The sequence below is a fragment of the Mesosutterella faecium genome (assembly GCF_022809315.2).
GTDB lineage: Bacteria > Pseudomonadota > Gammaproteobacteria > Burkholderiales > Burkholderiaceae_F > Mesosutterella > Mesosutterella faecium.
The window spans coordinates 1,938,302-1,963,593 of record NZ_JAKZJU020000001.1 but is presented as its reverse complement, the minus strand read 5'-3'; the positions used below and the strand labels follow the sequence as shown (position 1 = coordinate 1,963,593).

Below are 25,292 nucleotides of genomic sequence, written 5' to 3'. Positions count from 1 at the left end.
TGCCGGCAATGTTAATGAGATGGTCAGCCCCCTACAGCGGGGCCTTACTCGCGGTGACCGTCCATCATGAAAACCGTAGCTGAAAACAAAAAGAGCGCCCTTGCTTCTCAGAACATAACCCCGCCCGGGGCTATAACTGAGGTATACCCAACCAAGGAGCGCTCCGCCATGAATTCTACCCTCTCAAACAATCCCGCTGTTGTCATCGGCATCGACCTTGCCAAAACTCAGTGTGATGTTGTTGGTTTTGACAAAGATCGGAAGATAGCCCTGAAGCTGCCCCGCATTTCGAAGGAAAAGCTGCTGGAAAGGCTTGCGAACATGCCCCGGGCCTCCGTTCTGATGGAGGCCTGCGGCGGAAGCCACTGCTTCGTCCGCAAGGTGAAAGCGCTGGGGCACGACGGACGCCTCCTGAACCCCGGGGATGTGAAGCGCATACGGTGCGGGCATCAGAAGAACAACATGCTTGACGCCGCCTACATCGCCTGGGCCTGGTACATTCCAGGCATCAGCTATGTGGTCCCGAAAACCCAGGCGCAGCAGGATCTCCAGTCCCTGCAGCGCATCTATCAGGGCTACATGAAGACCCGCATAGAATTCGGAAACAGAATTCACGCCCTGCTGCTCGAATATGGTTTAAGCAGTCCTCAAACAAGCCGGTTCATAGCCGAACAGCTGCCGGAGTTCATAGAGACGCATACGAAGGATCTGACGCCTTTGGCAGGGGAAGCCCTCCTGATGCTACGGGACTCCTGGCTCGAGGCCTCTGAATGGGAGAAAAAGGCCGGACAGAAATATGACGAACTCGTGCGTGCAAACGAGGCCTCGAAGCGTCTGATGACAATTCCGGGCATTGGCCCCAAATGCGCCGGCGCTCTCCTCACGCACTGCGGGGAAGCCTCCCGCTTCCGCGACAGCCGGCAGTTTGCGGCTTCTCTCGGCCTTGTGCCCCGCCAGAACTCGACTGGAGACAGGGACACCCTGGGCCACATTACGAAGAGAGGACCGAAACACCCCAGATCCATGTTAGTTCAGGGGGCCTCGGCTTTGATGATCATGGCTGACAGGCTCGAGGGAGCTCTTGGCGAATGGGTCCGGAAGATCAAGGCGTCCGGAAAGAAATACGGCGTCAAGGTCTGCGCCATCGCGGCAAAGCTCGCCCGCATCGCCTGGAGAATACTCTGTGAGAAAGGCATGGAATACAGACCTCAGCCCATCAAAGCCGGCAGATCGAGGGCTGCGGCTTAAACCGGAGAACAGCTAAGAATATTTTCTCAGGACCACGAAGGCCAATGATGTAGTGACGATCCGGCTCAAGGCGGCGGGAAAACGCAGGTGAATACAATAGTTTAAGTTTATGAAACTGCGACGTTTATAGTGCGATCCCGCCGCACCCGAATATCACTAGGCGGCGAGGAAGAGAAAACCTTCCTCATGACGACCGCGGACGTATTGCTGTGAAGCCTCCTCATCACACGAAGAGCTGGCGCTACAAGTGCATCGGCAGGGATGGTTATGAGAATCAGGTTGTGGCGGCAGATGGAATTCGGTGCTCGCCGCCGCAATAATGGGCGCGCGCAAGTGTTTTGATCATGCGCGCGCTGGTGCGGCGGCTCGATGCTGATTCTTCGATTTGAGCTTTTTAATTGAGATTTTTAAAGTTGGGGCATGCTTGCGCATGCCCCGTTAGGGAAACTACGCCTCAACAGTTTGGGCTGACCACGTATGTAGTCAGGCTGGAGTCGTAGGTCTGGGTCACGTCTGCGGCATAAGCCGCTCCCCCGGCCCCGGCTGCGGCGATTCCTCCAAGAAGGACTGCAGAGGCTGCTCTGCGGGCAGCCTTCCGGTGCGATCTCGCGAATTCGCTGGCGACGACGAACATGCTTCTGGAAGCGTCCCAGATGACCTTGTAGATCGTGTTCATTACAAAATCTCCTCAGGCTTGTTGATAAAAGTTTCCTTGGGCCGGGACTCGCCGCTCTCCTCGCGCCCTCAGGCCGTGCTCTGAAGCAGAGTCGGCCGGGGCGCTGCCGCGGAATTTGGAAGGCACGCAACCGGGGCTTGCTGGTGTTTCTCTGCTGCCGGGGAGGGGACGGAGGGAAAAAGCCGGAAAGCAGCGCGTTAGGCGCTTGTGTCGGGAAGTACGAAGGAAAGGGGCTGCAGGGAGTGGGGCAGAGGAAAAAACAGGCGTAAAACGCGGGGCGGGAGCCGGCGGCGGGGTGCACAGGAGGCAGAGCGTCAGGCGGACTCGGCCGGCAGCGAGCGTTTGCGAATTTTCTCTCATGCCTTGAGCCTTTCTCTTGCTTCAGACAACGGGGGCGGATCAAACCCTGGACCACCGTATTTTTTGAGAGCGGAAGCTAAGGCAAAACACACCCCTTTTTTACATAAATATGATAATACTTAACCTAAAATAACATTTTGTTTATTGTTAAAAACCGTTAACTTAATAATTAAATTAGAATCACTGCGATTTCTAATGAAACGCGCTAAGACACAATCTGCCCTGTCAGACAGGGGCTTGCAACACGTAAGACGCGGACAGCCTGCAATTTGTCTTGAAATGCAGCCGTTCAGGCGGCCGGGATGCCGCGGATGAGAAGAAGTCCTGCGGAGCCGGAATTCCGGCGGCCATGATGGACCGGCGGCAGCCCGCTTGCGGCAACTTCGGATTAGGCTTACCGTTCAGCTTGTATCGGCGCTTCCCGCGCTGCTTCCGATGAGCGGAGTCCGTCCTTTGGAAGGGAACAGGAGGCGGGGACTGCCGGACCGTTTTCAGCAAATGCCCGCTTTTTTATCCAGCCACAGCCTTCTTCTGCAAAAAAAATGAACATCAGACGCGCGGTGCAGGCCGACCTGCCAAAGTTGCTTGAAATCTATAACTACGAGGTGGTGAACGGCGTGGCCACCTTCGACACGGAGCCCCTCACGCTCAAAGAGCGCCAGGCGTGGTTCGACGCCCACAACGTCGGGAACCACCCCCTCATCGTCGCAGAGGCGGACGGGGTTCCGGCGGGCTACGCGACGCTTTCCACCTTCAACAGCAAGGCCGCCTACGATTCGACCGTGGAGCTTTCCATTTATGTGGCCCCGGAGTGCCGCGGCCGGCACGTGGGCCGGGAGCTGATGGGCGCGATCATCGCGCTCGCGAAGGAAGACCCCCGCACGCACCGCGTGGTCTCCATCATCACGGGGACGAACGAGGCCTCGATCGCGCTGCATAAAAAATTCGGCTTCCGGTACGCGGGCACCATCACCGAGGCGGGCTTCAAGAAGGGCCGCTATCTGGATGTGGGCTACTGGGAGCTCGCGGTCTGAAAGACTGAAGCCCAGTGGAAAGGACGGATAGAGAGAAAGCAGGGCGGTCCGGAGCCGCCCTTGGAAAGACTTGCGCTCCTTTTCCCTGCGGAGAGCTCTTTTTCGGGGCGCAGCCCTGGCGACATCGGAACAGGCGGCAGAGGGCGATTCCCAGCGAAGCGTCCGAGCCCGCGGCCCCGCATTATTTATTGGCCTGACTCCCCATATTCTTGAATCCCTCGTCGTCCGAATTCAGGATCCGGACGTCGTCGCCTTCTTCCTGCCTCGCCTTCACAAGGGCCGAGCCCCAGTCGGACATTTCCACCAGGATGTCGCGCAGGCTCATGCCCCGCTCCGTGAGGCTGTATTCGACGCGGGGCGGCACTTCGTTATAGGAGCGGCGGCTCACGATATGGGCGTTTTCCAGCTCTTTTAAGGACTGAGTCAGCATTTTCTGCGAAATGCCGGGCATGAGGCGGCGGAGCTCCCCGGTGCGGAGCGTTCCGTTTCCCAAATGGCAGAGGATCCGCAGCTTCCATTTGCCGCGGATGACATCGAGGGTGGCGTCGACCGCGAGATGATAAATTTTTTTCAAAAAAATTTTCCTCTTGGTTTTTTCTTATTTTGCCTTAATTGGCACTTTTTAGTGCCTATAGCACCATGAAGTGCGTACTTTTCAGGGCTTAAGTCCGTCTGTATATTTTCGCCATCGAAAGTTCTGAAAGCCGCTGATCCCGGGTACTTGCGGCGTTTCAGGCATTGCAAGCACAACGACTTTTTTGACTCATTGAGGTGTTTCAAGTGAAGTTCATGTCAAAGACAACCTTTGCCCTGATCGCCCTGGCGTCCACCTTTTTCGGCATCGGCATTACGGAGTTCATCGGCGTCGGGATCCTGCCGGAGATTTCCGAGGAGTTTTCCGTTTCCACATCCACCGCGGGCCTGATTGTGTCCCTTTATGCGCTGGGGCAGGGCATCGGCGGCATCCTGCTCACCTCCCTGACGTCCCGGCAGGCGCGCAAAAAGGTGCTCCTTGCCTCCATCGTCCTTTTCATCGCGGGCCACGTGCTCACGGCTCTCGCCCCCACCTTCTTCACGCTCCTGGCGGCCCGTATCATCTCCGCCGCGGCCCACGGCCTCTTCTTCTCGATCGCCTCGGCGGCGGCCGTGAGCATGGTGCCCCCCAGCAAGGCGGCCGGCGCCGTGGCCTTCATCTTCAGCGGCTTTACCGTTGCCACAGCCTTCGCAGCGCCGCTCGGCACCTATATTTCCAGCCTGGCCGGCTGGCGGATTCCGTTCTTCGGCATCGCGCTGGTGGGCGTCGTCGCTCTGGCGCTCAATAAGCTCGCGCTTCCCGACGACATCCGGACCTCGTCCAACCCGCCCTCGGCGAGGGATCAGCTCCGGCTCGTCACCCACCCGCACGTTCTTCTCATGATGGCGGTCACCATCCTGGGCTACGGCTCCACCTTCGCCGCCTTCACCTATCTCTCGCCGCTGCTCACGGAAGTCACCGGCATTGACGCCCCCATGGTGAGCGCGGTGCTCGTCCTCTACGGCGTGACCGTGGCGATCGGAAACACCGCCGGCGGCAGAATCGGAAACGGGAACCAGCTTCACGCCCTGTTCTTCATTTTCATCGTCCAGGCCCTGGTGCTCGCCGGCCTCTACTTTGCGCTTCCACACACCGTTCCCGCCCTTGCCGCCGTCAGCCTGATGGGCATCATGGCCTTCATGAGCATTCCCAGCCTCCAGTCCTACATCCTGGTTCTTGCCAAGCGGAATGTTCCTTCGGCCGTGGACCTTGCGTCTTCCCTGAACATCGCTTCCTTCAGCCTCGGCATCACCGTCGGCGCCACCCTGGGCGGCCTGGTGATCGACCACGCGGGCCTTGCCTGCACGCCGCTTGCCGCTGCCGGCATGGCCGCTGCGGCCGTGCTTCTCACGGTGGTGTCCATGAAGATGGAGGCCCGGGAGCTCTCCGCCAAAGGAAATCCCCGCGCCTGCTGCTCCGCGGCGGCGGCAGCTGAAATTGCGGGGTGATTCCGAGCGCCGTCCTCTGCGCATCCGGCGAAGCGCTGGTTCATTCTGGGAAAGGATCCGGCGCTTCCCGCGCTCTTCTGGAGCAGGGGGGGCGGAGCCGCAGCCCCGGGGCCTAAAGCCGGCTCATTCAAGCGCAGCCTGCCGCCCTTTACGCCTTGCCGGCCCTGTCCTTTTTAGGGGCCATGGGCCGCTGCAGGTTTTCAAAGTTCGGCGGGAAGGCGTTGCTGCCCTCAATCTTCAGAGGCCTGCGCCCGCCGGAGAAGCGGATTTCCAGTGTCCATTGTTCTCCGTCCAAATCAGGGGAGCGGTAGTTTTTCGCCCATTGTTCAATGTGAAGCTGCCGAACCTCGGCGAGAAACTCGGATTTCGCCATTTCTGCGCATCGCCCCAGGGCCTCGTCCGGCGCGGTGCCTATTGTTTTTTCCACATCGAAGAGGGCCTTGTCGCCGGAAAAGTGAACCGCCGTCCTTCTGTAGCCGCCAAAGAACCCGCCGTCCTCAAAAATGATTCTTCTAATGGACGGAATAAGTTCAGGAAAGGAGCTTTCAACCTGCCCCGACTCCACAATTCCAGCCCTCAGCCCTGGTTCATTCTTCATTTTTTATCCTGAGCTCATCTGATGAAGCCGGGAAGATTCGTCCGGCGAGACCCGGCGGTTCAAGAATCATGGAATCATGAAATAAGCAGTTGAAACATCAGATTGCGCGGTTTCATCGATCCGCCGGGCAGATGCCTGTCGATTATAGGCGGGCAGCGCACGGCTTTCGGGCAGCGGCGAAGAGATGAAAGCGGCAGATGCTGTCGGGGCCGTGGTCCGGGAGAAGCTTTAAAACGAAAAGCCGGTCGTTCAGTTGAACGGCCGGCTTCACTGATGAATCAGTTGTTTGGATCGGCTGGCTCTAGACCATGAGCAGCGCGCAGGCGATCACCGCGATCACGCAGGGGATGCAGGTGCGCTTCACGACCTCAAGCGGATTCACCATCGCGATGCCGGACACGAGGATCGTGACGCCCGCGATCGGGGACATCGTGCGACCGAGGGCGCCCGAGAGGAACGCGAGGCCGCCCAGGCTCTCGATCGTCATGCCGAATTCCTTCGCGTGCGGAGTGACGGTCTCGTTGAAGGCAAGGGTCGCAGCGTCGCCCGAGCCGGAGAGCACGCCCATGATCCAGGGGCCGAGGGAGCCGCCCCAGCGGGCGAATTCGTTCGATTCCTTCAGCGCGGCGATGCCCGCGTCAATGAGGCCCGAGGTGCGAAGGCCCGCGGCGAAGACGCCCGCGGCGATGATGATGCCCAGCACGTCGGCGTAGCCCTTGCCCATGCCCTTGAAGAACTCGCGGGAGAACTGCTGCGGGTCGGCGCGGGCCACCAGCAGGGCGCAGATCGCGCCGATCAGCATGGCCTGCGCGACGCCGGTCTTGATCGCCGGGACCCAGACGTTGCCGACCACGAGGATCGCGATCGGGACGATCATCACCAGGGCGCCGAGCGGGTTGGGCTTGAAGCCGTCGTTGCTCATGAGCTTGCTCTGGTCAACCTGGGCGTTCTCATCGCCCTTGCCGTCGCCCAGGATGAAGCAGACGATCGCCGTGCCCACGATGAGGATCACGCCGCACATGATGGAGTACCACATGTGCGTGCCGATGAAGTCCATCACGCTGATGCCGGCCATTTTGGCAACGAAGGGGTTGTGCGAGGTGCCGGGCGACAGGTACGAGCCGATCGTGCCGGCGAGCACTGCGGCGGCGGCCGCCGCGGGCTTGATCCTCGCGCGCAGCATCACCGGGATCAGGGTCGAGCCCACGGCCGCGGCGCAGCCCGCGGCCGAGGGGATCGCGATGTTCACGAGGAACGTGATCAGGGTGCAGATCGGGATCAGGAAAATGCCGAGCCCCTTGATCGGGGAGGACAGGTAATAGACGAGCGAGCGGTCGCACTTCGTGTAGCTCGCGACGAAGGCAAAGCCCATCGAGCCGCAGATTGCCATGATGAGCGAGTTGTTCGTCATCGATTTGGCAAAGGCGTTGAGCGCGGCCATCGGCTGCAGGCTCACGCAGCAGAGCAGGAAGCCCGCCGCGATCAGCACCAGGCGCGTCTCCCAGCGTTTGATCAGGCCGTAGATGGTCGCGATGATCACCGCGACCGCGACCCAGCACAGTATTGTCATGATTTCTCCTCAGGATGGCGGACCGGCCCCGCTTCCGGGCTTCTCTGTTCCCTCAAAGGGCATCCTTGCGAGCCCGGGTCGGGACGGCCGCTGGTGGATACTAGGCAATAATACCTAATTCAGGCTGTTTTTCAAAGAGTGCTGCAACCTTGATCTTATCGGGAAAATATGCATTTTTCCCTAATTATTTTGCAAAAGCGGGCAATGTCGCGTAAATGGCCGCTTGACGATTCCAAGTGATTTTTTGCCTTCATCGGCCGATAATCAGGGCTGGCGCGCCCGGAACGTCCCGTCTGCGCGCCGCTCAAAGAAAAAAGAGAAGGGGAGGGCCGGCCTTCCCTGCGGCCGCAGGCTCCCCCCGGTTACCCACGCCAAAGGAGTCTCTATGCTCGGAGTCATCATCACGCTGGCGGTGATCGCGGTCGTCGCCTGGTGCATCTTCAAAAGCTACTATCCCCCACGGTCCTTCTCCTCGCGGGCCTGGTCTTTCTAGTGATCGCAGCCTGCTTCGGCGTCGATCCGGTCTCGCCCAAGGCCTCCACGCACTTCATCGGGTTTGACTTCGCGCAGGCCTTCACCGACAAGATGAAGGGCAGGCTCCCGGGGCTCGGCCTCAACATCATGTGGATCGCGGGCTTTTCCTACTACATGGACAAGATCGGCGCCTCCAAGGCGCTCGTGAAAGCCTGCGTGCGGCCGCTCTCGGCGATCCGCTCGCCTTACGTGCTGCTGGCCGTCACCTACGTGATCGGGCAGTTCATGGCGCTGTTCATCAACTCCGCGGTGGGGCTGGGGCTGCTGCTGATGGCCTCGATCTATCCTCTGCTCATCGCGCTCGGGGTCTCGAAGACCTCGGCCGCGGCGGTGATCGGCTCGACCTGCTGCCTCGACCTCGGGCCCTCGTCCTCCAACGCCATGCGGGCGGCCGACCTCCTCAACACGGACGTGGTCACCTACTTCGTGCAGAACCAGATCCCGGTGGCGGTCTGCGTGATCGCGGTGGTCGCGGTCGGGCACTTCTTCGTGCAGCGGTGGTTTGACCGCAGGGACGCGGCCGCCGGCGCCGCTGAGGCCGCCGGGCCCGCTGAAAAGCGCGATGTCTCCAAGGCCTTCGAAGGCGCGGGCCCGGGCTGGTACGCGGTGCTCCCGATGGTGCCGCTTGTGCTTCTCATCGTCTTCTCGCCCATGGTCTACAAGGGCGTGAAGCTGTCGCTGCAGACCGCGATCATCCTCTCGATCCTGCTCGCCTTCGTGGTGGACCTCGTGACGCACCGCCAGGTGAAGGAGGCGATCCTTCGCACGAAGTCCGTCTTCGAGGGCATGGGCAAGGTCTTCACCTCGACGGTCTCGCTCATCTGCTGCGCCGAGCTCTTCGCGCTCGGCATGACCAAGGTCGGGGGCATCACCACGATGATCCAGGCCGCGGCCTCCATGGAGTCGGCGGGCGTGTGGCTGATGCTGCTCGTGATGATCGCGATCATGGTGATCGCGACCCTCGTCACCGGCTCGGGCAACGCCGCCTTCTTCGCCTTTTCGCCCCTGCTGCCCGAGGCCGCGGCCTCTGTCGGCATGAACGCGGCCGTGCTCGCCGTGCCGGTGCAGCTCTCCGCGGGCATCGCCCGCACGATGTGCCCGATCGCGGGCGTCACAATCGCCGTGTCCTCGATTGCGGGCATCAGCCCCTTCCAGCTCGTGCGGCGCACGATTCCCGTGATGGTGCTCGCGCTGATCACCAACATCGCGGCCTCGGCCGTTTTCCTCTGACGACCAGACAGACGGGCGCCCCGGGCTTAAAAGGGGGCGCCCCTTCCCCTAAGGAGACATGAACATGAAGCCCATTTTGATCAAGAACGCCCGCGTCTACTCTCCCGACGACCTCGGCGTGAACGACGTCCTCATGGCCGCAGGCCGCTTCCTCGCGGTGGGGCCGGACCTCTCGGTAAGCCTCCCCGGGCTCGAGACGATCGACGCGAAGGGCAAAATCCTCGCGCCCGGCTTTTTCGACCAGCACATCCACGTGACCGGAGGCGGCGGCGAGGGCGGCCCGGTCTCAAGGACGCCGGAACTCGTGCTCTCGGAGCTCATCGCCTGCGGCACCACGAGCCTCGTCGGGGTCTCGGGAACCGACTTCATCACCCGCTCGATCGAGAACCTGCTCGCCAAGGTGCGCGCTCTTTCGGCCGAGGGCGCGAACGCCTGGATGTACACGAGCAACTACCGCTTCCCGCCCACCACGATGAGCGGGGAGGCCGCGAAGGACATCTTCATGGTGCCCGAGTGCCTCGGCGTGAAGATTGCGTTGGGGGACCACAGGAGCTCGTTTCCGACCGTGGACGAGGTGATCCACCTGCTTGCCGACATCCGCCTTGCCGGCATGATCACGGGCAAGGTCGGGGTCCTGCACATCCACTCGGGCAACATCCCCGGGGCCTTCGACATGTACAGGGAAATCGTCTCGCGGGGTTTCCCGATCAAGCACATCCGCCCCACCCACTGCGCGCGCATCCGCCACGTGTTCGACTCGGCCGTGGCCTTTGCGAAGGCGGGCGGCTACATCGACATCACGACCGGGGGCTCGTGCTGCTTCAAGGAGGGCCCGGCCGAGGCCTTCGCCGAGGCGCTCGAGGCCGGCGTCGACCCGAAGCTGATCACGATGAGCTCCGACGGCCACGGCTCGAAGCCGCGCTTTGACGACAAGGGCAACATGGTGGGGCTCGCGGTCTGCGGCATCGAGTGCAACCTCTCGACCGTGCAGAAGCTGATCCGCGACTACCGGCTGCCGGTCCCGACGGTGCTGGGCTTCATCACCCGCAACGTCGCCGACTCCCACGGGCTCGCCGGCCAGGGCCGGGTGGAAGAGGGCGCGGTCGCGAACGCCCTCCTTTTCGACGAGGACTTCAGCCTGACCGACGTCTTCTCGAAGGGCCGCCAGATGATGCGCTCGGGCGAAATCATCGTGAAGGGGACCTTCGAGGCCTGACCCCTGGCCTCGCTTCCCCTCAGGGCTCTCGGCCCGCACGCCTCCACCTGAGGGGAGGCAGCCCCTTTTCCTTCCTGAAGGCCCTCACGAAGTAGGAGGCGGATGAAAAGCCGCAGGCGGCGGCCGCCTCCTCCACCGAAAGCCCCGGCTGCTCGAGAAGCGCAGCGGCCCGCTCGAGCCGCCTGCGGCGCAGGTACGCCATGGGGCTCTCGCCCGTCGTGCGGGTGAAGACCCGCCTCGCTTCGGACTCCGAAAGGTTTGCGGCCCGGGCGACCGCGGAGAGCTTCAGGGGTTCTCCGGCGTGCGCCTCGATGAAGTCGATCATGGCCGCGGCGCACCGGCTCGCGCGGGCCGAGGAGGCCGCGCGCTTTCCTCCCGCGCGGGCCCTGCGCGAGAGCTCCGGGAGCAGTTCTGCCCAGAGCAGGAGAAGGGCCCCGAGGGCCCGCAGCTCCCAGCCCGCCTGCTTCCTTTCCTTCGCGTCGGCCGCGCGCGAGAGTTCGGCGGCCGCCTGCGCCCGGGGCAGCAGCGCGGACTCCGGCCCCCGCTCCCCCTCAAAGGGGCTCACGTAGCGCTTTCCGATCAGGCTCGAGGGCAGCCCCGCGAGAAGCCGCGGCTTGAAGTCGACGCAGAGGTACCGCGCGGGGCCGGTGCTCCCCTCAGGCAGTTTTGGGCGGGCGGTGTGCGGGATCCGCGAGTTGATGAAAAGAAGGCTGCCTTTGCCCGCCTCGAGCTCTTCCTCCCCCACCCGGAAAAGGACGCATCCCTCCTCCACGACGCAGACCTGCAGCTCCTCGTGCCAGTGCCAGCCCGTGCGGCCGAAGGGCAGCGCAGCGGGCTCCCTGCGGTAAAGGGCGAGCGGAAAGTCCGCGCCGCCGTGCTCGGTGGTCTCGCGGCCGCTTTCTACCCGCGGCGGAAAGGCCGCGGCTAGGCTCATGGGGTCGACCGGGCGGCTCTTTTTCATCCTTTTAGCCTCAAGATAAGCGAATAGTGACATTTTATGCCGCGTTTTTGCCAAAACAAAGGCCCTCAGTTCCTAGAATCGCTTTGAAAATTTCAATTTCTCCAAAGGAGGCCGCAGCCATGACCGGCATTGTGAACTACGGGGCTTTCATCACGGCAGGGATCCTGCTCAACCTCACCCCCGGGGTCGACACGCTTTACATCCTCACCCGCTCCTGCACGGGAGGCAGACGGGTCGGCGTGGCCTCGGCGCTGGGCATTTCAACGGGCATCCTCTTTCACCTGACGCTCGTCTCGCTGGGGCTCGCCGCGGTGCTCGCGAGCGCCCCTTCCGCATTTTTCGCGCTGAAGTGCCTGGGGGTGGGCTATCTCTTTTATCTGGGCGTGAAGGCTTTCCGCGAAAGCGGCAGCGCCCTGGGCGACGCGGCGGGGCGCGCCCGCCCGGCAAGCCTCCTGCGCTCCTGGCGCGACGGCGCGCTCACCAACGCGCTCAATCCCAAGGTGGCTCTCTTTTTCTTAGCCTTCCTGCCCGCCTTCGTCGCGCCCGGGGCGGAATCGAGCCCCGTTCCCTTTCTGCTGCTCGGGCTCACGTTTCTCGCGACGAGCACGGTCTGGAACGTGCTGCTTGCCGTGCTCTCGGGGAGCCTGCTGTCCGCCCTGAACCGCAGCCCCTCGGCCCGGCTCCGCGCGGTCCGCGGCTCCGGGCTCGTCTACTGGCTGCTCGGGCTCGGGGTGCTCGTGAGCCGCCCGTCCTGAGAAAGAAGGGGGTCGGGAAAAGTGTCTAGAATGGGCGGACGCCTCCGCCCCGCCGCCACTTGAGGACGGGAAGGGGCGGGAAGCCGGGGCTGCGGCCCTGAAAGCGGGGGAAGGGCGGGGCCTCCGCCTTTTTTTAGTCTGAAGAGAGGTTTTTCATGTCACTGGCGCCAGCCTCGGCGGCGGCCGAGTTTCTGCGGGGAGTGAGGACGGTCTCGCCGATTTTGGTCGGCATGGTGCCGGTGGGCCTCATCATGGGGGCGACCTGCGCCTTCGTGGGGCTCTCGCCCCTGGCCGCGGGCCTGATGGGAGGGCTTAACTTCGCGGGCGGCTCGGAGTTCGCGGCGCTCTCGCTCTGGTCCTCGGTGCCCCCGGCCGCGGCGATCGTGCTCACGGCCTGGCTCGTCAACTCGCGCCACATCGTCTTAAGCGCCGCGCTCACCCCCTGGCTTCAAAGCCAGCCCCGGAGCCGCGCCCTCGCGGCGCTTTTCTTCATGTGCGACGAGTGCTGGTCGCTCTCGATCCGGGACTGCTACGAGAGGAAAAAGGCGGGCGTGCCGGAGGATGAGGCCTTCTCGCTTCCCTTCTACATGGGCGTCGGCGGCTCGCTCTGGCTGTCCTGGTGGACCTCTGCCGTGATCGGCTGCGCACTGAGCGGCCTGCTCGGAGACCTTCGGCAGTGGGGCTTCCAGGCGGCCTTCCCCGCGCTTTTCATCACGCTCACCGCGATGATGTGGCCCGGCCGCAGGAGGTGCATGCCGGTTCTTGTAAGCGGTGCGGCGGCCGGCCTCTCCTCGCTCGCGCTCTCGACGCCGCTTGCCGTGATGCTGGGCATCATCGCGGGCCTCGCCTCGGCCTGGTTCTTCATCAAGGGAGGCCTCAGATGGAAATAACGCTGCTCCAGCTCCTCACGATTCTCGGCATGGCGGCCGCGACCTACTCGACCCGGGCCCTCTCCTACCTGTTCCTGCGGGGCCGGGGCTTCTCGCCCGACGTGAAGAAGCTTTTTGAGATGATGCCCTGCTGCGTGATGGTCTCGGTGGTCGCGCCGAGCTTCATGACGACCTCGATCCCGGACCTGGGAGGGCTTGCCGCGGCGCTCCTGGTTGCCGCGAAAAAGAGCCTCATCCTCTCGGTGGCGGCCGCCGTGGGCGTGGACGCGCTCCTGATGCACGTCCTCTGAGGCCCCGCGCGGGGGGGCGAAAAAAAGGCCCGCGGCGCTTGGGCCGCGGACCCGCTTTCCGCTTCTATGGTCCTTTCAGAAGATTTTTTCAGGATTTCACGATGAGCACCGGGATCTTCCCCTCGGCGAGCACCCTGGTCGTGATCGAGCCCGTGGTCGCGGCCTCGCCGTTATCGAGGCCCCTTGAGCCCATCACGAGGAGGTCGAGTCCCATCTGCTCGGCGTATCGCGCGAGGATCGGCCCCACGTCGCCCGAGAGCGTCACCTCCTCGAGCGGCAGCCCCGTGGGCTCAAGCACCGGCAGCACCGTGGCGAAGGCCTTGTCGCTTTCCTCTTTTTCAAAGGCGACGCGCTTCGCGTTGAACTGCTCGAAGAAGTCCCCGCCTTTGTCCGGCGCGGTCTCCACCGCCTTGAAGTAGCCCGGATTCACGAGGTTGTAGTAGAAGACGTCGTCCACGTCATCGGAGACGTGGATGAGGCTCACCTTGGTCTGGGCGCCGAGCCGGTCCGCGCTGCGGGCGAGGAACCGGGCCGCCTGGACGCCGTACTCGGAGCCGTCCACGGCAAGCCCCACCTTGAGGTCGCGCCCCTTCGGAAGGTAGGGGCTGCGGATGAGAAGCAACGGGCACTTCGCTCCGGCGATGACCCCGGTGGTGACCGAGCCCATCACGAGCCGGTCGAAGTTGGTCTTGCCCTTGGTGCCCATCACGATCAGGTCCGGCCCGAAGGCCTCGGCCTCCTTGAGGATCGTTTCGATCACGGGGCCCGTTGCGTATTTCTCGTGCACCGGCACGTGCAGGCTGTCAAAGGCGCGGCGCACGCCCGCGAAGGCGCGGGCCGCTCCGGCGCGGCAGAAGTTCTGGTAGGCCTTCGTGTCCCACAGATCGGTCAAAAGGCCCGAGCTCAGGCGCTGGACGTTGAAGACTTCGATTTCGGGCGTGGTGCTGAGGAATGGCGCGCAGGCCTTGAGAAAGGAGGCCGCGTAGGCGCTGTAGAGGCTGCCGTCGACGGGTAGCAGGATTTTCATGGTTTTCGAACTCCTCGCGGGAAGCGGCCTTGCGGGGCGGGGCCCCTGGGCCCGCCGCTGCGGCTTTTTCCCGCTTTTTTGGTTGTCCTTGTCTTATATATAGAGAGAGGGGAGGGCTCCCTCCTTTTTCAGCCCTTCACCACCAGAACCGGGATCGTGCCCTCCGCGAGCACGCGGCTCGTGACCGAGCCCAGCGTCACGGAGGCGGCGTTGTCGAGGCCGCGCGTGCCCATCACGAGCAGATGCAGCCCCTCGGTGCGGGCGCAGCGGCTGATCGCGGGTGCCACTTCGCCCGTGAGCGGGACTTCGCGCACGAGCAGGCCGCTGCCCGCAAACGCCGGGCGGACGGACTCGAAGGCTTTCTCGGCGTCTATCTTCTCTAGGGCGATGCGCTCCTTGTTCACCTTGTCGAAATAGGCCTCGGCGCCGAAGCGCTCGCCGGGCGTCTCGGGCAGCGGGTTGTCGAGGTCGCAGTAGAAGACCTCCTCGCCCAGGTTCGCGACGTGGATGAGCAGGATCTCGGGGCTGCGGCCGAAGAAAACCGAGTGTTTCGCGACGAACTTCGCCGCGGCGAGGCTGTGGGAGGAGCCGTCCACCGGCAGCCCCACCTTGAGCGCGTCGGGAATCGCGCCGGGCTCGGAGCGGATGAGCAGGATCGGGCAGGAGTTGCGGGCGATGACGCCCGTGGTGACCGACCCGAGCGCGATGCGGTCGAAGTCGGTCTTGCCCTTGGTGCCCATCACGACGAGGTCGGGCTTGTAGGTCTCGATCTCCTTTGCGATCAGCTCGACGGCCGGGCCCTTGGCGTACTTCTCGGAGATCTTCACGCCGCAGGACTCGAGCGCCCGGCGCACGGCCGAGAAGGCCTTGGCCGCGCCCGTGCGGCAGAACATTTCATAGGACTTCGTGTTCCAGAGGTCGGTGACGAGCCCGGAGCTCAGCTTCTGGACATTGAAGACTTCGACTTCGGGTTTTTCGGCAAGAAGCGAAGTGCGGGAAGCGATGAAATCCGCGGCATAGGAACTGTAGAGGCTGCCGTCGACCGGAAGCAGGATTCTCATGATGCACCCCCTTAATCTTGAAGAGGGCTCTCAGCCTCGTGGCCCGCGACAGGGCGGCGGGCCGGAGCCCGGATGGGATTTATTACCTAATTATTATTTTAACGTTTATTTGTTATTTGTTCTATAGTTTTTTGTGAATAAATAATGCTGGCCTGAAGCAGAGATTCTGCGGCTTCTAGAAAAAAAGAACCCTGAAAAGGCAGGAGCGCGAGGCCTTTTTGCGTTCAGCCGGGGACCCTGCGTCCGCCGGAAGCGAAAGGAGGCGGAGAATCGGGCGGGCAGACCAGGGGCCTCCGACACATTTTCGAACCTGTCCCTGAGGCCGCCAGAAGGAGAGCGGCCGGTCCGGACGGCGCGGCCCGGTCCCAGACGCGGCAAAAGGCAGAAAGAAGCGGGCATCGCGATGGGGCGTGATGCCCGCCGGGACTCTTTCTCCCGGGGGCCGCCAGGGCAGGGAACCCCGGAAGGTGAGAAAAGAGCGCAGCGGCCGGGGGCCTGCGCTTTCTTACTTCTCGATGCTCGTCCGGGTCTCGCCCTTCACCCGAAGGACGTCAAAGCCGGTGATGCGCGTGCCGCCCGCCCGGGTGTAGAGGTAGGTGTCGTACGCCACGCCCGGGAGCATGTTCTTTGCGACATCCTTCTGGCGGAACGTGATCGCCATGTCGGGCAGCCCGTCGCCGTTCACGTCCTTTTCCTCAAATCCCACCGCTTTTCCAGTGCTCTCCGAGAGGGTCCTGCCGTTCGTGATCGACTCGTGGCTCAGGCCTGCCCAGGTGTGGTCCTTGTCGATCTTCCTCGCGTCGAACCCTTTGCTGCTGAAGAGCACGAAGGTGACGGGCCCTTCGCTCGCGGGATCGAGTTCGCGGCTCATCGCCTGAACGCGCCAGGGCGTGATCCTGCGCAGCTGCTCCCTGACGGCGGCCTGCGCCTCATGGAGCTTCGCGCTGTTGAAGCGGTGCAGCGTCCTCATCGTGGCCGAAGAGTCCTTCTTCACGAAGCCTTTCCGCGCTCTGGAGAGCATCGAGGCGCGCTCGCCTTCCCAGCGTTTTTCAAGCTTCGCGATCATTTCCCGGTTTGCCTCGTAGGCGCTGCCCGCGAGATAGTCGACCGCATTCGCGTTGTTCACAAAGGCGGTCGCGCCGTAGGAGGGCCGGTAGTCGAAGCGCTTGTCAAGGGCGTGGAACTGCTCCGCGGTGGCCTCGGCGGGCGTCATGTAGGACAGACTCCGATCAGGCTTCGCGAGCGGGAAGAACGGGATGTAGGGCGATTCGCAGGGACGCGAGTAAGTGCGGTAGCCCGAGATGAGCTTCGGGTTCTTGTTCTGCTCGAGCACGAGCGATTCGTGCGAGGTGACGCGGCAGGTCCCGAATCCCCGGTAGTGCAGCCAGCCGTCGTCCTCGGCGCCGAACTTCTCCTCGTGCAGCCTCAGAATCGCCTTCACGTCGTCGAGCGTGAACTTGCGCGAAGGCGTGGCCGAATAGGGGAAGGACTCCGGGTCGGTGATCTTCTGCCCGAGGATATAGTTCCAGGCGAGCTGGTTGCGGCTGAAGTTGTACTGGGCTGCGCGGCGCTCCGGCGGCTGCACGGCGAGCCGGTAGTTGAAGTCGGTGTAGACGCCGGGCTTTGCGGGCTTGTAGCGGCCGTTTTTGATCGAGCGTTCGATCAGCCCCGGCGACACGATCACGTTGTCCTTGTCGGTCGCGTCCACCACTCCGATCATGAAGTTGTTGGGGATGTAGACCACCTCGCTGTCCTTCACGCGGCGCGCGACCCAGGTGTCGCCTTTATGGATGGCGATCTGCCAGGCTTCCTTCGCGTCGGCCACCGTATAGGTGCGGCCCTCGGAGAAGTAGCCGTATTTGCCGAGCAGGTCGATTGCGATCTGGACCGCCTCGCGGGCGGAATGCGCGCGTTCGGCCATGAGGCGCCGAATGCCGTAGCCCACGCCCCCGTCAGTGAGCTTCTGGTCGGTGTCGTAGATGCCAGTGCAGGCGTTCGAGACGATGATCACGCCCGCGTCGTTTACAAATCCGTCAGAAAAGGACGAACCCTTCGAGGAAAGCGTCTGCGACCAGTAGAAGCCGAGAGTTTTCCCGACCTGCGGGATTTGAGCCGCAGCGGGCTCGAACGTGATCATTTCTCCCGCCTTGTGGGTCGCGGGCGGAACGTAGTACTGCGGGTTGAAGATGCGCCCGCCGTTGTCCTCGTTGTGGCCGATGAGGATGTTGCCGGTGGCGGAAGCCGCCTTGCCGACGATCACCGTCGAGCAGGCGAGGGCCTGCAGGGAAAAAGCCGCGAGCGCGCCGGTGAGGGCGGCCGCAAGCAGCGTAGTGCGAACTTTCATCTGTCTCTCCTTACTTGGAAAAAAGCGGCACGGGCTGTGGATGGGGAGCCTGTGCAGCGGTCAGCTTTGAACGTTCGGACAGCAACGAATGGTACGTAAAAATACTTAAGATAATTTACTTATATCATAAAAAGAATGTGAAAACCCGGGATCCGTCCCCCTGTTGCCGCATCGCTGCGGAGCAGGGCGGATCATCCCGGGCAGACGGAGGCTGTCAAAACAGGCATCGCAAAGGTGTCCGCGATGCCTGTCATGCCCGGCGCTGCCGGAGTTCTCTGAGAAGAGAAGCCCCGGCAGACGAGGTTAGAAGTTGATGCGCAGGTGCGCACCCGCTCCGTGCGAGGTCACGTCGCCGTCGAAGGCTCCCGTGTAGAAGATCCCGAGGGTCGCGTTCTTCGTGAACTTCGCCTCGAGCCCCACGCCCACGGTCGCCATGTCGGAGAGCTTCTCGCCCTTGATCTTCGTCCAGCCGGCATCGAGCACCTGGAACTGCGCCTCGGGGCGGTTGTCGCCGAAGAAGTGGTTCCAGGCGACGTCGCCCTTGAGCTGCAGGTCGACGCTGCCCGCCTTGAAGTTCGCGGCTGCGCGCAGCCCGAGCGTGGTGATGCCGATGTTCGAGTCGTCAACCGCGGTTGCAAGCGGCAGTCCCGCGGCCTCGTCCTTCACCCGGTCGGAGTCGACCCGCATGTAGGAGAGGCCGAAGTAGGGCTCGATCGCGTAGCCGGCGGTGTTCAGGCCCGTCCAGGCCGCCTCGCCGAAGACCTGGAAGACATGGGCGTCGGTGCTGTGCTTGCTGTCCTCGCGCAGGTCGCCCAGGCGGAACTTGCGGGTGTTGTCGCGGTCCTGCCAGGTGTAGGACGCGCCGTAGGTGAGCTTCACCGGCTCGAGGTTCGTGACGCCGTAGAGCCCGAGGTGCAGGTCGTCGCTGTCGATCTTGCCCTCGCTGCTGTCGTACTTCGACTGGCCGTAGCCGAAGAAGGCGCCGAGCTTGGTGGTGCTGCCCACGTCGACTTCGCCGCCCACGAGCCCGACGTAGTAGTCGGAGTCAAAGTCGGCGTTGTAGTCGAGGTCAGCCCAGGCCCCCATGCCGGTCGCCCAGATCCGGGCGGTTCCGTCCTTCATTTCCACCACGCGGGCGTCGCCAATGCCGTTGGCCTGGTCCTTCACCGTGCGCGCGAGCGTGAGCGCGTTGGTGACGGTCGCGTTGCGGGCCGACAGATAGAAGTCGCTGTCCAGGGCGTCGAGTACGCTGCTCACTTCCTTCTTGGTCGAAACGCCGAGAGCGTTGAACGCAACGCTGTCGGGCGCGCTTTCAATCTGCTTCGCAATGGAGCGTCCGATGCCGGTGCTCGCGTACGAGCCCAGGGTCTTCGTTTCGTCACGCGAGAGCGTGGCCGTCAGGGTGCTTCCCTCGACCTTCACGTCGGTCTTGAGGAGAGCGTAGTCCGTTGCGGCAGAGAGGTTCGCGGCCCCCGTGATGGAGTCCGCGCTGATCGTGCCGCTCTGAGCCTGGCCGCGCAGAGCCTCGGCCGCCGTGTCGCGGTCCGTGGAGATAACAGAGACCTTGGCGCCTTTATTAAAGGTGAGGCTGCCCGCCTCGACGCTCTGGCCGGCCGCCACGCCCAGCGTGCCGCCGTTGTTCACGGTGACGTCGACGGAGTGGTCGCTGTTCGTGTCGGTGTTCACGCCGGTCTTCGTGAAGCCGTCGTCATAGGAGCTGAGCAGACCGAAGGTGCCGCCGTTGACCGTGACTTTGCCGTTGCCGTAGCCGGGGGCGGCTGCCGCGGGCGCCGCGGCGCTTCCGGCTGCCGCGCCAGACTCGAGCTCGGTGACGCCGAACGAGTCATTGAAGCCGAGCAGCGTGCCCGCCTCGATGACCGTGCCGCCGCGATAGGTGTTGTTGCCGGTCATGACCAGCGTGCCCTCGCCGCGCTTCGTGAGCGAGCCGTTGTAGAGCCCCTGCTCGATCTTCGCCTTGATTGCCTCGAGCCGCTTGCCGTAGTAGGCCTTGCGCCAGGCAATGGCGTCGGACTTGTCAATCTTCTCGTTTTCATCGCTGATGCCCACGATGTCGTCATCGGTCTCGAGGAGAATGTCGCCAAGGAGCCTTCTTTCAGCGTCGGAGTATTCTTCGCCCAGAGTGAGAGTCGGGTTGGCCAACCACTTCTCGGCCGCAGCCTTCCAGGCGGCGTCCTCGGTTTTCCTTTGATCAAGGGCTGCCTGCGTAATGTCATTGGTCCAGACATCGAGCGGGGTGCGGGCCATGTTGTAGTCGAAGTGCCCGAGGAACTGCCCGGGGCCGTACATGCCCTTGTCAAGGTCCGGAACGCCCCAGCCCATGCGGTCGGAGACCTGCCCGTCCGCGGGCGTGGTCCCGTCATGGTTGTCCCATCCCTTCATGTTCGAGCCATCGGGGTTCTTGTGGTTTGCAGTCGTGAACATGACGTCGCGGACCTGCAGCGCGTTCATGTCCTGGTAGCGCGACATGAGCACCGTGAGTGCGCCCGTGACGTGGGGCGCAGCCATTGAAGTGCCGCCCCAGCTCGCATAGCCTGCCTCGCCGTCATCGGACACCGTTGAGCTGTAAATCTTGCTGCCGGGAGCTGCCACGGTCCACCACTTGGCGTTGCCCGCTTCGTTGAAGCGGCCGATGAGCTCGTAGCCTCCCTCCTGGCTTTGCTGCAGACCGGCCACGGCCACCCAGCGGCTTTCCGCGTCCGGGTTGAAGTAGGGGTAGAGCGGACGGTAGAACGGGTTGTCAAAGTCGCGGTTGCCTGTGGTGATCACCTGTACGACGTTCTTGTCCTTCACCGCCTCATAGGCCGCGTCGACGAAGGACTGGTTCCAGCTTACCGTGCCGCCCGTGCCGACGTAGCGGTTGTTGAAGAGGAAATACTCGTATTCGGTTTCCGACACAGTGTTGGTCGGGTTATGGGCCGCAATGTTGCCGCCGTCCGGGCCTTTGGCGTTGGGATCAGTCACGACCCTGCGGGTGTTGGTTCCGAAGGAGTTGTTGATGAAGCCCCCGCGTTCCTCGCCGTTTGCCTTCACAACGTTGTCGGCCAGGGCGCTCCAGCCCGACTTGAAGAATTTATAGTCCTGGAACGGCCCGTAGTTTGTGTCGTCGGTGCCGCCGGTGTTGCCTATCCAGAGGTCGGCGCCCCAGGCGACGCCGTGGAATTCCTCGCCGTCGCGGTTAGCGCCCACCGTGCCCGTCACATGGGTGCCGTGGCTGTCGTTCACGCCCTTCACCCAGCTGCCGCTGATGGTCGTGCCTGCGCCCAGGCCAGGCGTGTACTCCCCGCGGCCATCCTCCTCGGAGTGCTGCGGATAGCGCTCGCCGCTCGAGCCGTACTCGGCGTCGGCCGTCGAGGCGTGAAAACGGTCACCCGTGAGCTGCGGGTGAATCTGGATGAGTGCCCCGGAGTCCATGATTCCAACGGTCGTGCCCTGGCCGTGGAAGCCGAGCGCATAAGCCTTGGAGGCGTGCATGGCCGCAAGGCCCCAGTCCTTTTTGTATTCGTCGGTTTCCCAGGAGGCGACGGCCTCGCTCACGGCCTGGGCGCTTGAGGCGACCTGGCCGGGCTCCGTATAGGCGGCTGTTGCCGCTCCCGGCAGAAGGAGGACGGCGGAAGCGACCGCCGCGAACACCGCCGATCTCGTGGTTTTGACATGCGCCTTTTGTGTTTCGTTCACAACCATGAAGCAGCGACGGGCGTCGCTCCAGATGGTCTTGTAGATTTTATTCATTGGAGTATTTCCTTTTGGTTTGACAAAAGAAACAGGGCAGCCCTCCGGGTGCATCGGTGGAGGTACCCGGGCGCAGTTTTCCCGACTCCAGGAACTAGGTCAACATTCTTAAGTATAAATACCTACAGTGTTTTCCTTAGTTGATTTTTTATGACGTATGCGGTTCAGGCTAAGGTTTGTTTTCTTTTAATATTTGATTATGAATAGATAAAATATCTTAAGTGAAATATCGTAGGTATAAAAGGTATTGGCAAAGAAAATTGTAACCGAAAAAATGGAGGGGAAACCCTTATTGATTCGGACTCGAAAATCGACGGGTCGGGAAGACCTTGTGCAAAAGCCGGAAGCGGAAAGTCCGGAGCCCCTCGGGAAAAAGGCTTTTTCCCGAGGGGGATCAGGAAAGCGCCGGAGCGGGTCGGGGAAGCTGCCCGGCGGCCAGGAGGACCATCTCCTTTGCTTCCTGCTCGAGCTCCGTTTCGCTTTGCCTTCCCGACTCGATCCCGTGCAGTGTCGCTTCAAAGCGCGCGCAGAAGCGGGGTTCGCGGAACTCCTCGGGGAGCGCTGCAAGGAGAGCCCGGCCTCTGTCGGTCGCCCGGTAGCGGCCCGAAGTGAGCCTGAGGACCAGCTTTTTCTCCCGAAGCAACTCGAGAAGCAGGGCCGCCCGGTTAGCCTCGCAGAAGGCAAGCCGGGGTTCGCCCGAGGTTTCGAGAAGGGTTCGGGCGACCGAGGCGGCCGAGCTGTAGAGGGGGCGCCCGCGACTGAAGCGGGCCGAGAGGCGCCGCGCCGTGACGCGGTCGCCCCGCTCCATGGGAGGCAGCCCCCGCTCGTCGGAGCGGGCGAGCCCATGATCGAAAAGCGCGGCCCAGCCAGCCCGCACGAGGGTTCTCGTCCGCCCTTCGAAGGCGAAGCCCCGGATCGCCGCCCGGGCGCGGCTTTCGCGGTAGCGGCAGTCCGGGAAGAACTGCGCGAGCACGAGTCTCGAAGCGAAGAAAAAGAGGCTCTTTTCCGGCTCCGCCAGAGGCTCTTCGGGCGCGGCCCCCGTGGGGAAAAGGCCGCCCTCGCGCCAGGGAAAGGAGGCAAAGCCCGCGCGCCTGCGGCTGAAATCGGCCAGGGCAAGGAGCGGCCGCAGGCGGGGCTCGAACTCCGAGGCGGCGGACAGCGCTGCCTGCGCGCCCTCCCAGCGCGGGGCCCTGAGCCCGGGCGGCGCGCCCCGCGTGAGCAGGCCCTTCTTTTCGAGGGAGGCGATCGAGCGCAGGGACTCTTCCGGCATCAGCCGCAGTTTTTTCTCCGCCCAGAGCGCGGCCTCGGCCGCGGTCGCGGGAGGCGGGGGAGGGGCTTCCCGCTCGCAGGAAAACCACTCGGTCACCTCCCCGGTGTGCAGCTCCACCCGCGAGCAGAGCCGCTCGACGTCCTCCGCGCAGCCGATCGAAAAGCCCCCGCCCGGGGGGATGAGAGCGGCCGTCCAGTCGCCGCGCGCGTGACGGATGCCGGCGGTGACGATGATCCGCGGGTGAGCGCGCTGCCGCGCGACGTCCTCGTCGCGGTCTGCGACCGCCTGGAGGACCGGCGCGGTGAGCCGCCCGGCCGCGATCCGGTCGGGAAAGACCGGGTCGGAAGTCCGGGCCGCAAGCCCCGCGGCGCGGCTGAGCCCCGTGCCGAGAATCCAGTCGGCGCGGGCGCGGGCGAGCCCCGCGGCAAGCTCCGGGTCCGACGCCGCGAGGGGCCGGGCCGCGGGGAGCCCGGGGCCTGAGCGCTCCTCGATCTCTTCGGGCAGGAGCCTCAGCCTCCGTCCCCCGAACCCGAGCGCTTCGAGGATCTCCCAGCCCTTTCTCGCGCCCTCGCGCCCGGCGGCGGTCGCGACGACCGCCTCGTCCGAGCGCTCGAGCGCGCTCCGGAGCGCCCCGCGCAGGATGTCCCTTCCCCGGCCCTCCACGGGCTCGAGGATCCAGCGGCGCGGAAAGACGATCCCCGTGCCCGGAACCGCCTCGGGCTCGCCCGCTTCGAGGAAGCGCTCGGGCGGGGCGATCCTGAAAAGGGGGCCCGCGCACCAGCACACGGCCTCGCCCCCTTCGCAAAGGAGCAGCCCGTCCCGCTCCTGCCTGATGCCGAGCCGCCGGCCGATCGCGGCGGCGGCCGCGGCGTTGTCCGCGATGTAGGTCCTCATCTTGTGATCTCCTTCTGCAGCGCCTTCTTCCGGGGCGCTTCAGGCGCTTCGGGCTCTTTCGGGCGCTCTTTCCCGGGCGCGACCCCGAGGCTTCGGGCCGCTTTTTCGCGCGCCTTCCCGAGCGCCTCGCGCTGCTGCCCGGCCGGCGCCTCGCGAAGCTTCGTGAGCGCGTCGCGGGCGTTTTGCGCGGCCCGCGCGAAGTGCAGCCGCAGCCGGGCCGAGAGCCCCGCCTCCGCTGTCCTCGCCTCAGGGAGCATCGAGCGGCGCAGGGCCGACTCGGCCCTCCGGGGGCCGAGTGCGCGGCGCACCTGCCGCAGCGCGTACTCGCCCAGCTCCGGGTCGGCCGCCCTCGCCCACGAGATGAAGCGGTGGGGCTCGCGCACGAGCGCGATCCCTTTGAGCCCCGAGCGCTCGAGGATCGGGCCGTTCGTGTCGGGCGAGAGCGCCTTTCGGGCCACCTCCCACTCGGCGTCTCGCTTTACGATCGACCTCTCGCCCATCAGGCGCACGACCGATGCGCGGAAGCGCTCGGGCAGCAGCGCGTGTTCGTTGATGAAGGCCTCGCAGCGCCGGATCGCTTGGTCGGCGTCCTCGCGGAAGGCGATCCTGCGGTCGTAGTTCACGACCCAGACCTGCTCGCGGTCGTACTGCAGCAGGTAGTCGGTGATGCGCTGGGCGTCCGAGCAGGCGCGCAGCAGCTCCTTCGGGTCGTCGCGCAGCACCCCCACCCAGCCCGCGATGTAGGAGGCGTGGTTCTTCAGGTGGTGGGGGAGGCCGATCTGCGCGGCCACCATGAGCGAGGCGGTTTCGGCCCGCAGCTCCTCCTTTGCGTATTCGGGCGAGCCGAAGGCGACCGGGGCGCCGCCCGAGAAGCGGTTGAGCCGGCTCTCGTGCCCCGTCCAGTGGCCGAGCTCGTGCAGCGCCGCGTCGTAGAACTCGGAGGGGGCCGCGAACTGGCTGCGAAGCGGCAGCACGATGACGTCCTCGGAGGCGTTGTAGCAGGCGCGGTCGCCCTTTTCGCAGCGAAACACCGCGCCGGAGTTGCGAAGCAGCTGCTCGGCCCGCTCGACCGGGGTCCAGCCCGCGCGCTCGTCTTTTTCCGCGCCGCCAAGCTCCAGAGACTCGGCCTGCTCGGCGTTGAAGACCGTGAAGGGGCAGGGGATCAGCACCCGCACCCGCTCCGAGCGGTCGGCCGCGGCCGCCTCCTCAGTCCTGCCTCGGGCGCGCAGCCACTCCCCGCGCGGGACCATCTTCTGCGCGAAGTAAAAGCAGCGCACGCCGTGCTCGCCGCGGCGCACCCGGCCCCCGAGCTCGTTGATCTGCCGCAGCGTGAGCCAGCGGCTGTCGGCTCGTCCCTGCATCAGGAGCTTGAGCGCGTTGATGCCCTGGTAGCGCGTGCCGGTCTTCGGGTTGTAGGGCAGGCGAAGGCTCTCCCCGGCCCAGCTCTTCTGGTAGGGCGAGGTGCCCCGCTCGAACTGGGCGATGAGCTGCCGCGCGGTCTCGCGCGCGTAGGCGAGCTGGAAGTCGCCCGGTTCACTGCGATTCTTTCCGTTTTCCATGGC

Annotated in this window: 19 protein-coding genes; 8 read left to right on the top strand and 11 right to left on the bottom strand. The window is 64.0% G+C overall.

The features are described from left to right. Positions 1-168: 168 nt before the first annotated feature. Positions 169-1,248, top strand: a complete 1,080-nt coding sequence (locus MUN46_RS08965) for an IS110 family RNA-guided transposase (protein WP_285230548.1) — start codon at positions 169-171, stop codon at positions 1,246-1,248. A gap of 454 nt (positions 1,249-1,702) precedes the next feature. Here MUN46_RS08965 and MUN46_RS08960 read toward each other — a convergent pair whose 3' ends face one another. Next, positions 1,703-1,924 (bottom strand): ESPR domain-containing protein, encoded by a 222-nt coding sequence (locus MUN46_RS08960; RefSeq protein ID WP_243376357.1) that lies wholly within the window; start codon positions 1,922-1,924, stop codon positions 1,703-1,705. A 902-nt stretch (positions 1,925-2,826) separates the two neighbouring features. Between MUN46_RS08960 and MUN46_RS08955 the strand changes: the two genes are divergently transcribed. Continuing rightward, a complete protein-coding gene (locus tag MUN46_RS08955) occupies positions 2,827-3,318 on the top strand; it encodes a GNAT family N-acetyltransferase (protein ID WP_243376356.1) in 492 nt (163 codons plus the stop codon). 181 nt (positions 3,319-3,499) lie between these two features. On the opposite strand, the gene MUN46_RS08950 is transcribed toward MUN46_RS08955, so the two are convergent. After that, on the bottom strand, positions 3,500-3,892 hold the full coding sequence (locus MUN46_RS08950; protein WP_243376355.1) for a winged helix-turn-helix transcriptional regulator: 393 nt from the start codon (positions 3,890-3,892) through the stop codon (positions 3,500-3,502). Positions 3,893-4,107: 215 nt separating this feature from the next. Here MUN46_RS08950 and MUN46_RS08945 point away from each other — a divergent pair, with 215 nt between their 5' ends. Then, positions 4,108-5,340, top strand: a complete 1,233-nt coding sequence (locus tag MUN46_RS08945; protein WP_243376354.1) for an MFS transporter — start codon at positions 4,108-4,110, stop codon at positions 5,338-5,340. Positions 5,341-5,488: 148 nt separating this feature from the next. On the opposite strand, the gene MUN46_RS08940 is transcribed toward MUN46_RS08945, so the two are convergent. Then, a complete protein-coding gene (locus MUN46_RS08940; RefSeq protein ID WP_243376353.1) occupies positions 5,489-5,938 on the bottom strand; it encodes a hypothetical protein in 450 nt (149 codons plus the stop codon). Between the two features lie 301 nt (positions 5,939-6,239). After that, positions 6,240-7,508: a C4-dicarboxylate transporter DcuC gene (dcuC, locus tag MUN46_RS08935; RefSeq protein ID WP_243376352.1), complete on the bottom strand. Its 1,269-nt coding sequence runs from the start codon at positions 7,506-7,508 to the stop codon at positions 6,240-6,242. Positions 7,509-8,000: 492 nt separating this feature from the next. Between dcuC (MUN46_RS08935) and dcuC (MUN46_RS08930) the strand changes: the two genes are divergently transcribed. Together dcuC (MUN46_RS08930) and iadA are read left to right on the top strand one after the other, a co-directional pair. Next, positions 8,001-9,272, top strand: a complete 1,272-nt coding sequence (dcuC, locus tag MUN46_RS08930) for a C4-dicarboxylate transporter DcuC (protein WP_243376351.1) — start codon at positions 8,001-8,003, stop codon at positions 9,270-9,272. Between the two features lie 64 nt (positions 9,273-9,336). After that, positions 9,337-10,488 (top strand): beta-aspartyl-peptidase, encoded by a 1,152-nt coding sequence (gene iadA / locus MUN46_RS08925; protein ID WP_243376350.1) that lies wholly within the window; start codon positions 9,337-9,339, stop codon positions 10,486-10,488. A gap of 19 nt (positions 10,489-10,507) precedes the next feature. Here the strand turns inward: iadA and MUN46_RS08920 are convergent, their stop codons facing one another. Next, positions 10,508-11,449, bottom strand: a complete 942-nt coding sequence (locus MUN46_RS08920) for an AraC family transcriptional regulator (protein WP_243376349.1) — start codon at positions 11,447-11,449, stop codon at positions 10,508-10,510. Positions 11,450-11,568: 119 nt separating this feature from the next. Here MUN46_RS08920 and MUN46_RS08915 point away from each other — a divergent pair, with 119 nt between their 5' ends. The 3 genes from MUN46_RS08915 (at position 11,569) to MUN46_RS08905 (ending at position 13,384) form a co-directional block, all read left to right on the top strand. Beyond that, positions 11,569-12,204, top strand: coding sequence for a LysE family translocator (locus MUN46_RS08915; protein WP_243376348.1), 636 nt, complete (start codon positions 11,569-11,571; stop codon positions 12,202-12,204). 155 nt (positions 12,205-12,359) lie between these two features. Beyond that, the gene (locus tag MUN46_RS08910; protein ID WP_243376347.1) at positions 12,360-13,094 is read left to right on the top strand and encodes an AzlC family ABC transporter permease; all 735 of its coding nucleotides are present in this window, start codon (positions 12,360-12,362) and stop codon (positions 13,092-13,094) included. Then, positions 13,085-13,384 (top strand): AzlD family protein, encoded by a 300-nt coding sequence (locus MUN46_RS08905; protein ID WP_243376346.1) that lies wholly within the window; start codon positions 13,085-13,087, stop codon positions 13,382-13,384. Before MUN46_RS08910 ends, MUN46_RS08905 begins: the two co-directional genes overlap by 10 nt. Positions 13,385-13,472: 88 nt before the next feature. Here the strand turns inward: MUN46_RS08905 and MUN46_RS08900 are convergent, their stop codons facing one another. From MUN46_RS08900 to MUN46_RS08875, 6 genes are all read right to left on the bottom strand, one after another. After that, entirely contained in the window at positions 13,473-14,411 is a 939-nt protein-coding gene (locus MUN46_RS08900; protein ID WP_243376345.1) for a universal stress protein, read from the bottom strand. Between the two features lie 128 nt (positions 14,412-14,539). Then, positions 14,540-15,472: a universal stress protein gene (locus MUN46_RS08895; RefSeq protein WP_243376344.1), complete on the bottom strand. Its 933-nt coding sequence runs from the start codon at positions 15,470-15,472 to the stop codon at positions 14,540-14,542. Between the two features lie 505 nt (positions 15,473-15,977). Beyond that, the gene (locus MUN46_RS08890; protein ID WP_243376343.1) at positions 15,978-17,816 is read right to left on the bottom strand and encodes a C69 family dipeptidase; all 1,839 of its coding nucleotides are present in this window, start codon (positions 17,814-17,816) and stop codon (positions 15,978-15,980) included. A gap of 303 nt (positions 17,817-18,119) precedes the next feature. Then, positions 18,120-21,566, bottom strand: a complete 3,447-nt coding sequence (locus MUN46_RS08885) for an autotransporter domain-containing protein (protein WP_243376342.1) — start codon at positions 21,564-21,566, stop codon at positions 18,120-18,122. Between the two features lie 394 nt (positions 21,567-21,960). After that, positions 21,961-23,730: a DNA topoisomerase gene (locus tag MUN46_RS08880; protein WP_243376341.1), complete on the bottom strand. Its 1,770-nt coding sequence runs from the start codon at positions 23,728-23,730 to the stop codon at positions 21,961-21,963. Beyond that, on the bottom strand, positions 23,727-25,289 hold the full coding sequence (locus tag MUN46_RS08875; protein ID WP_243376340.1) for an ArdC family protein: 1,563 nt from the start codon (positions 25,287-25,289) through the stop codon (positions 23,727-23,729). Before MUN46_RS08875 ends, MUN46_RS08880 begins: the two co-directional genes overlap by 4 nt. Between the last annotated feature and the right edge of the window lie 3 nt (positions 25,290-25,292).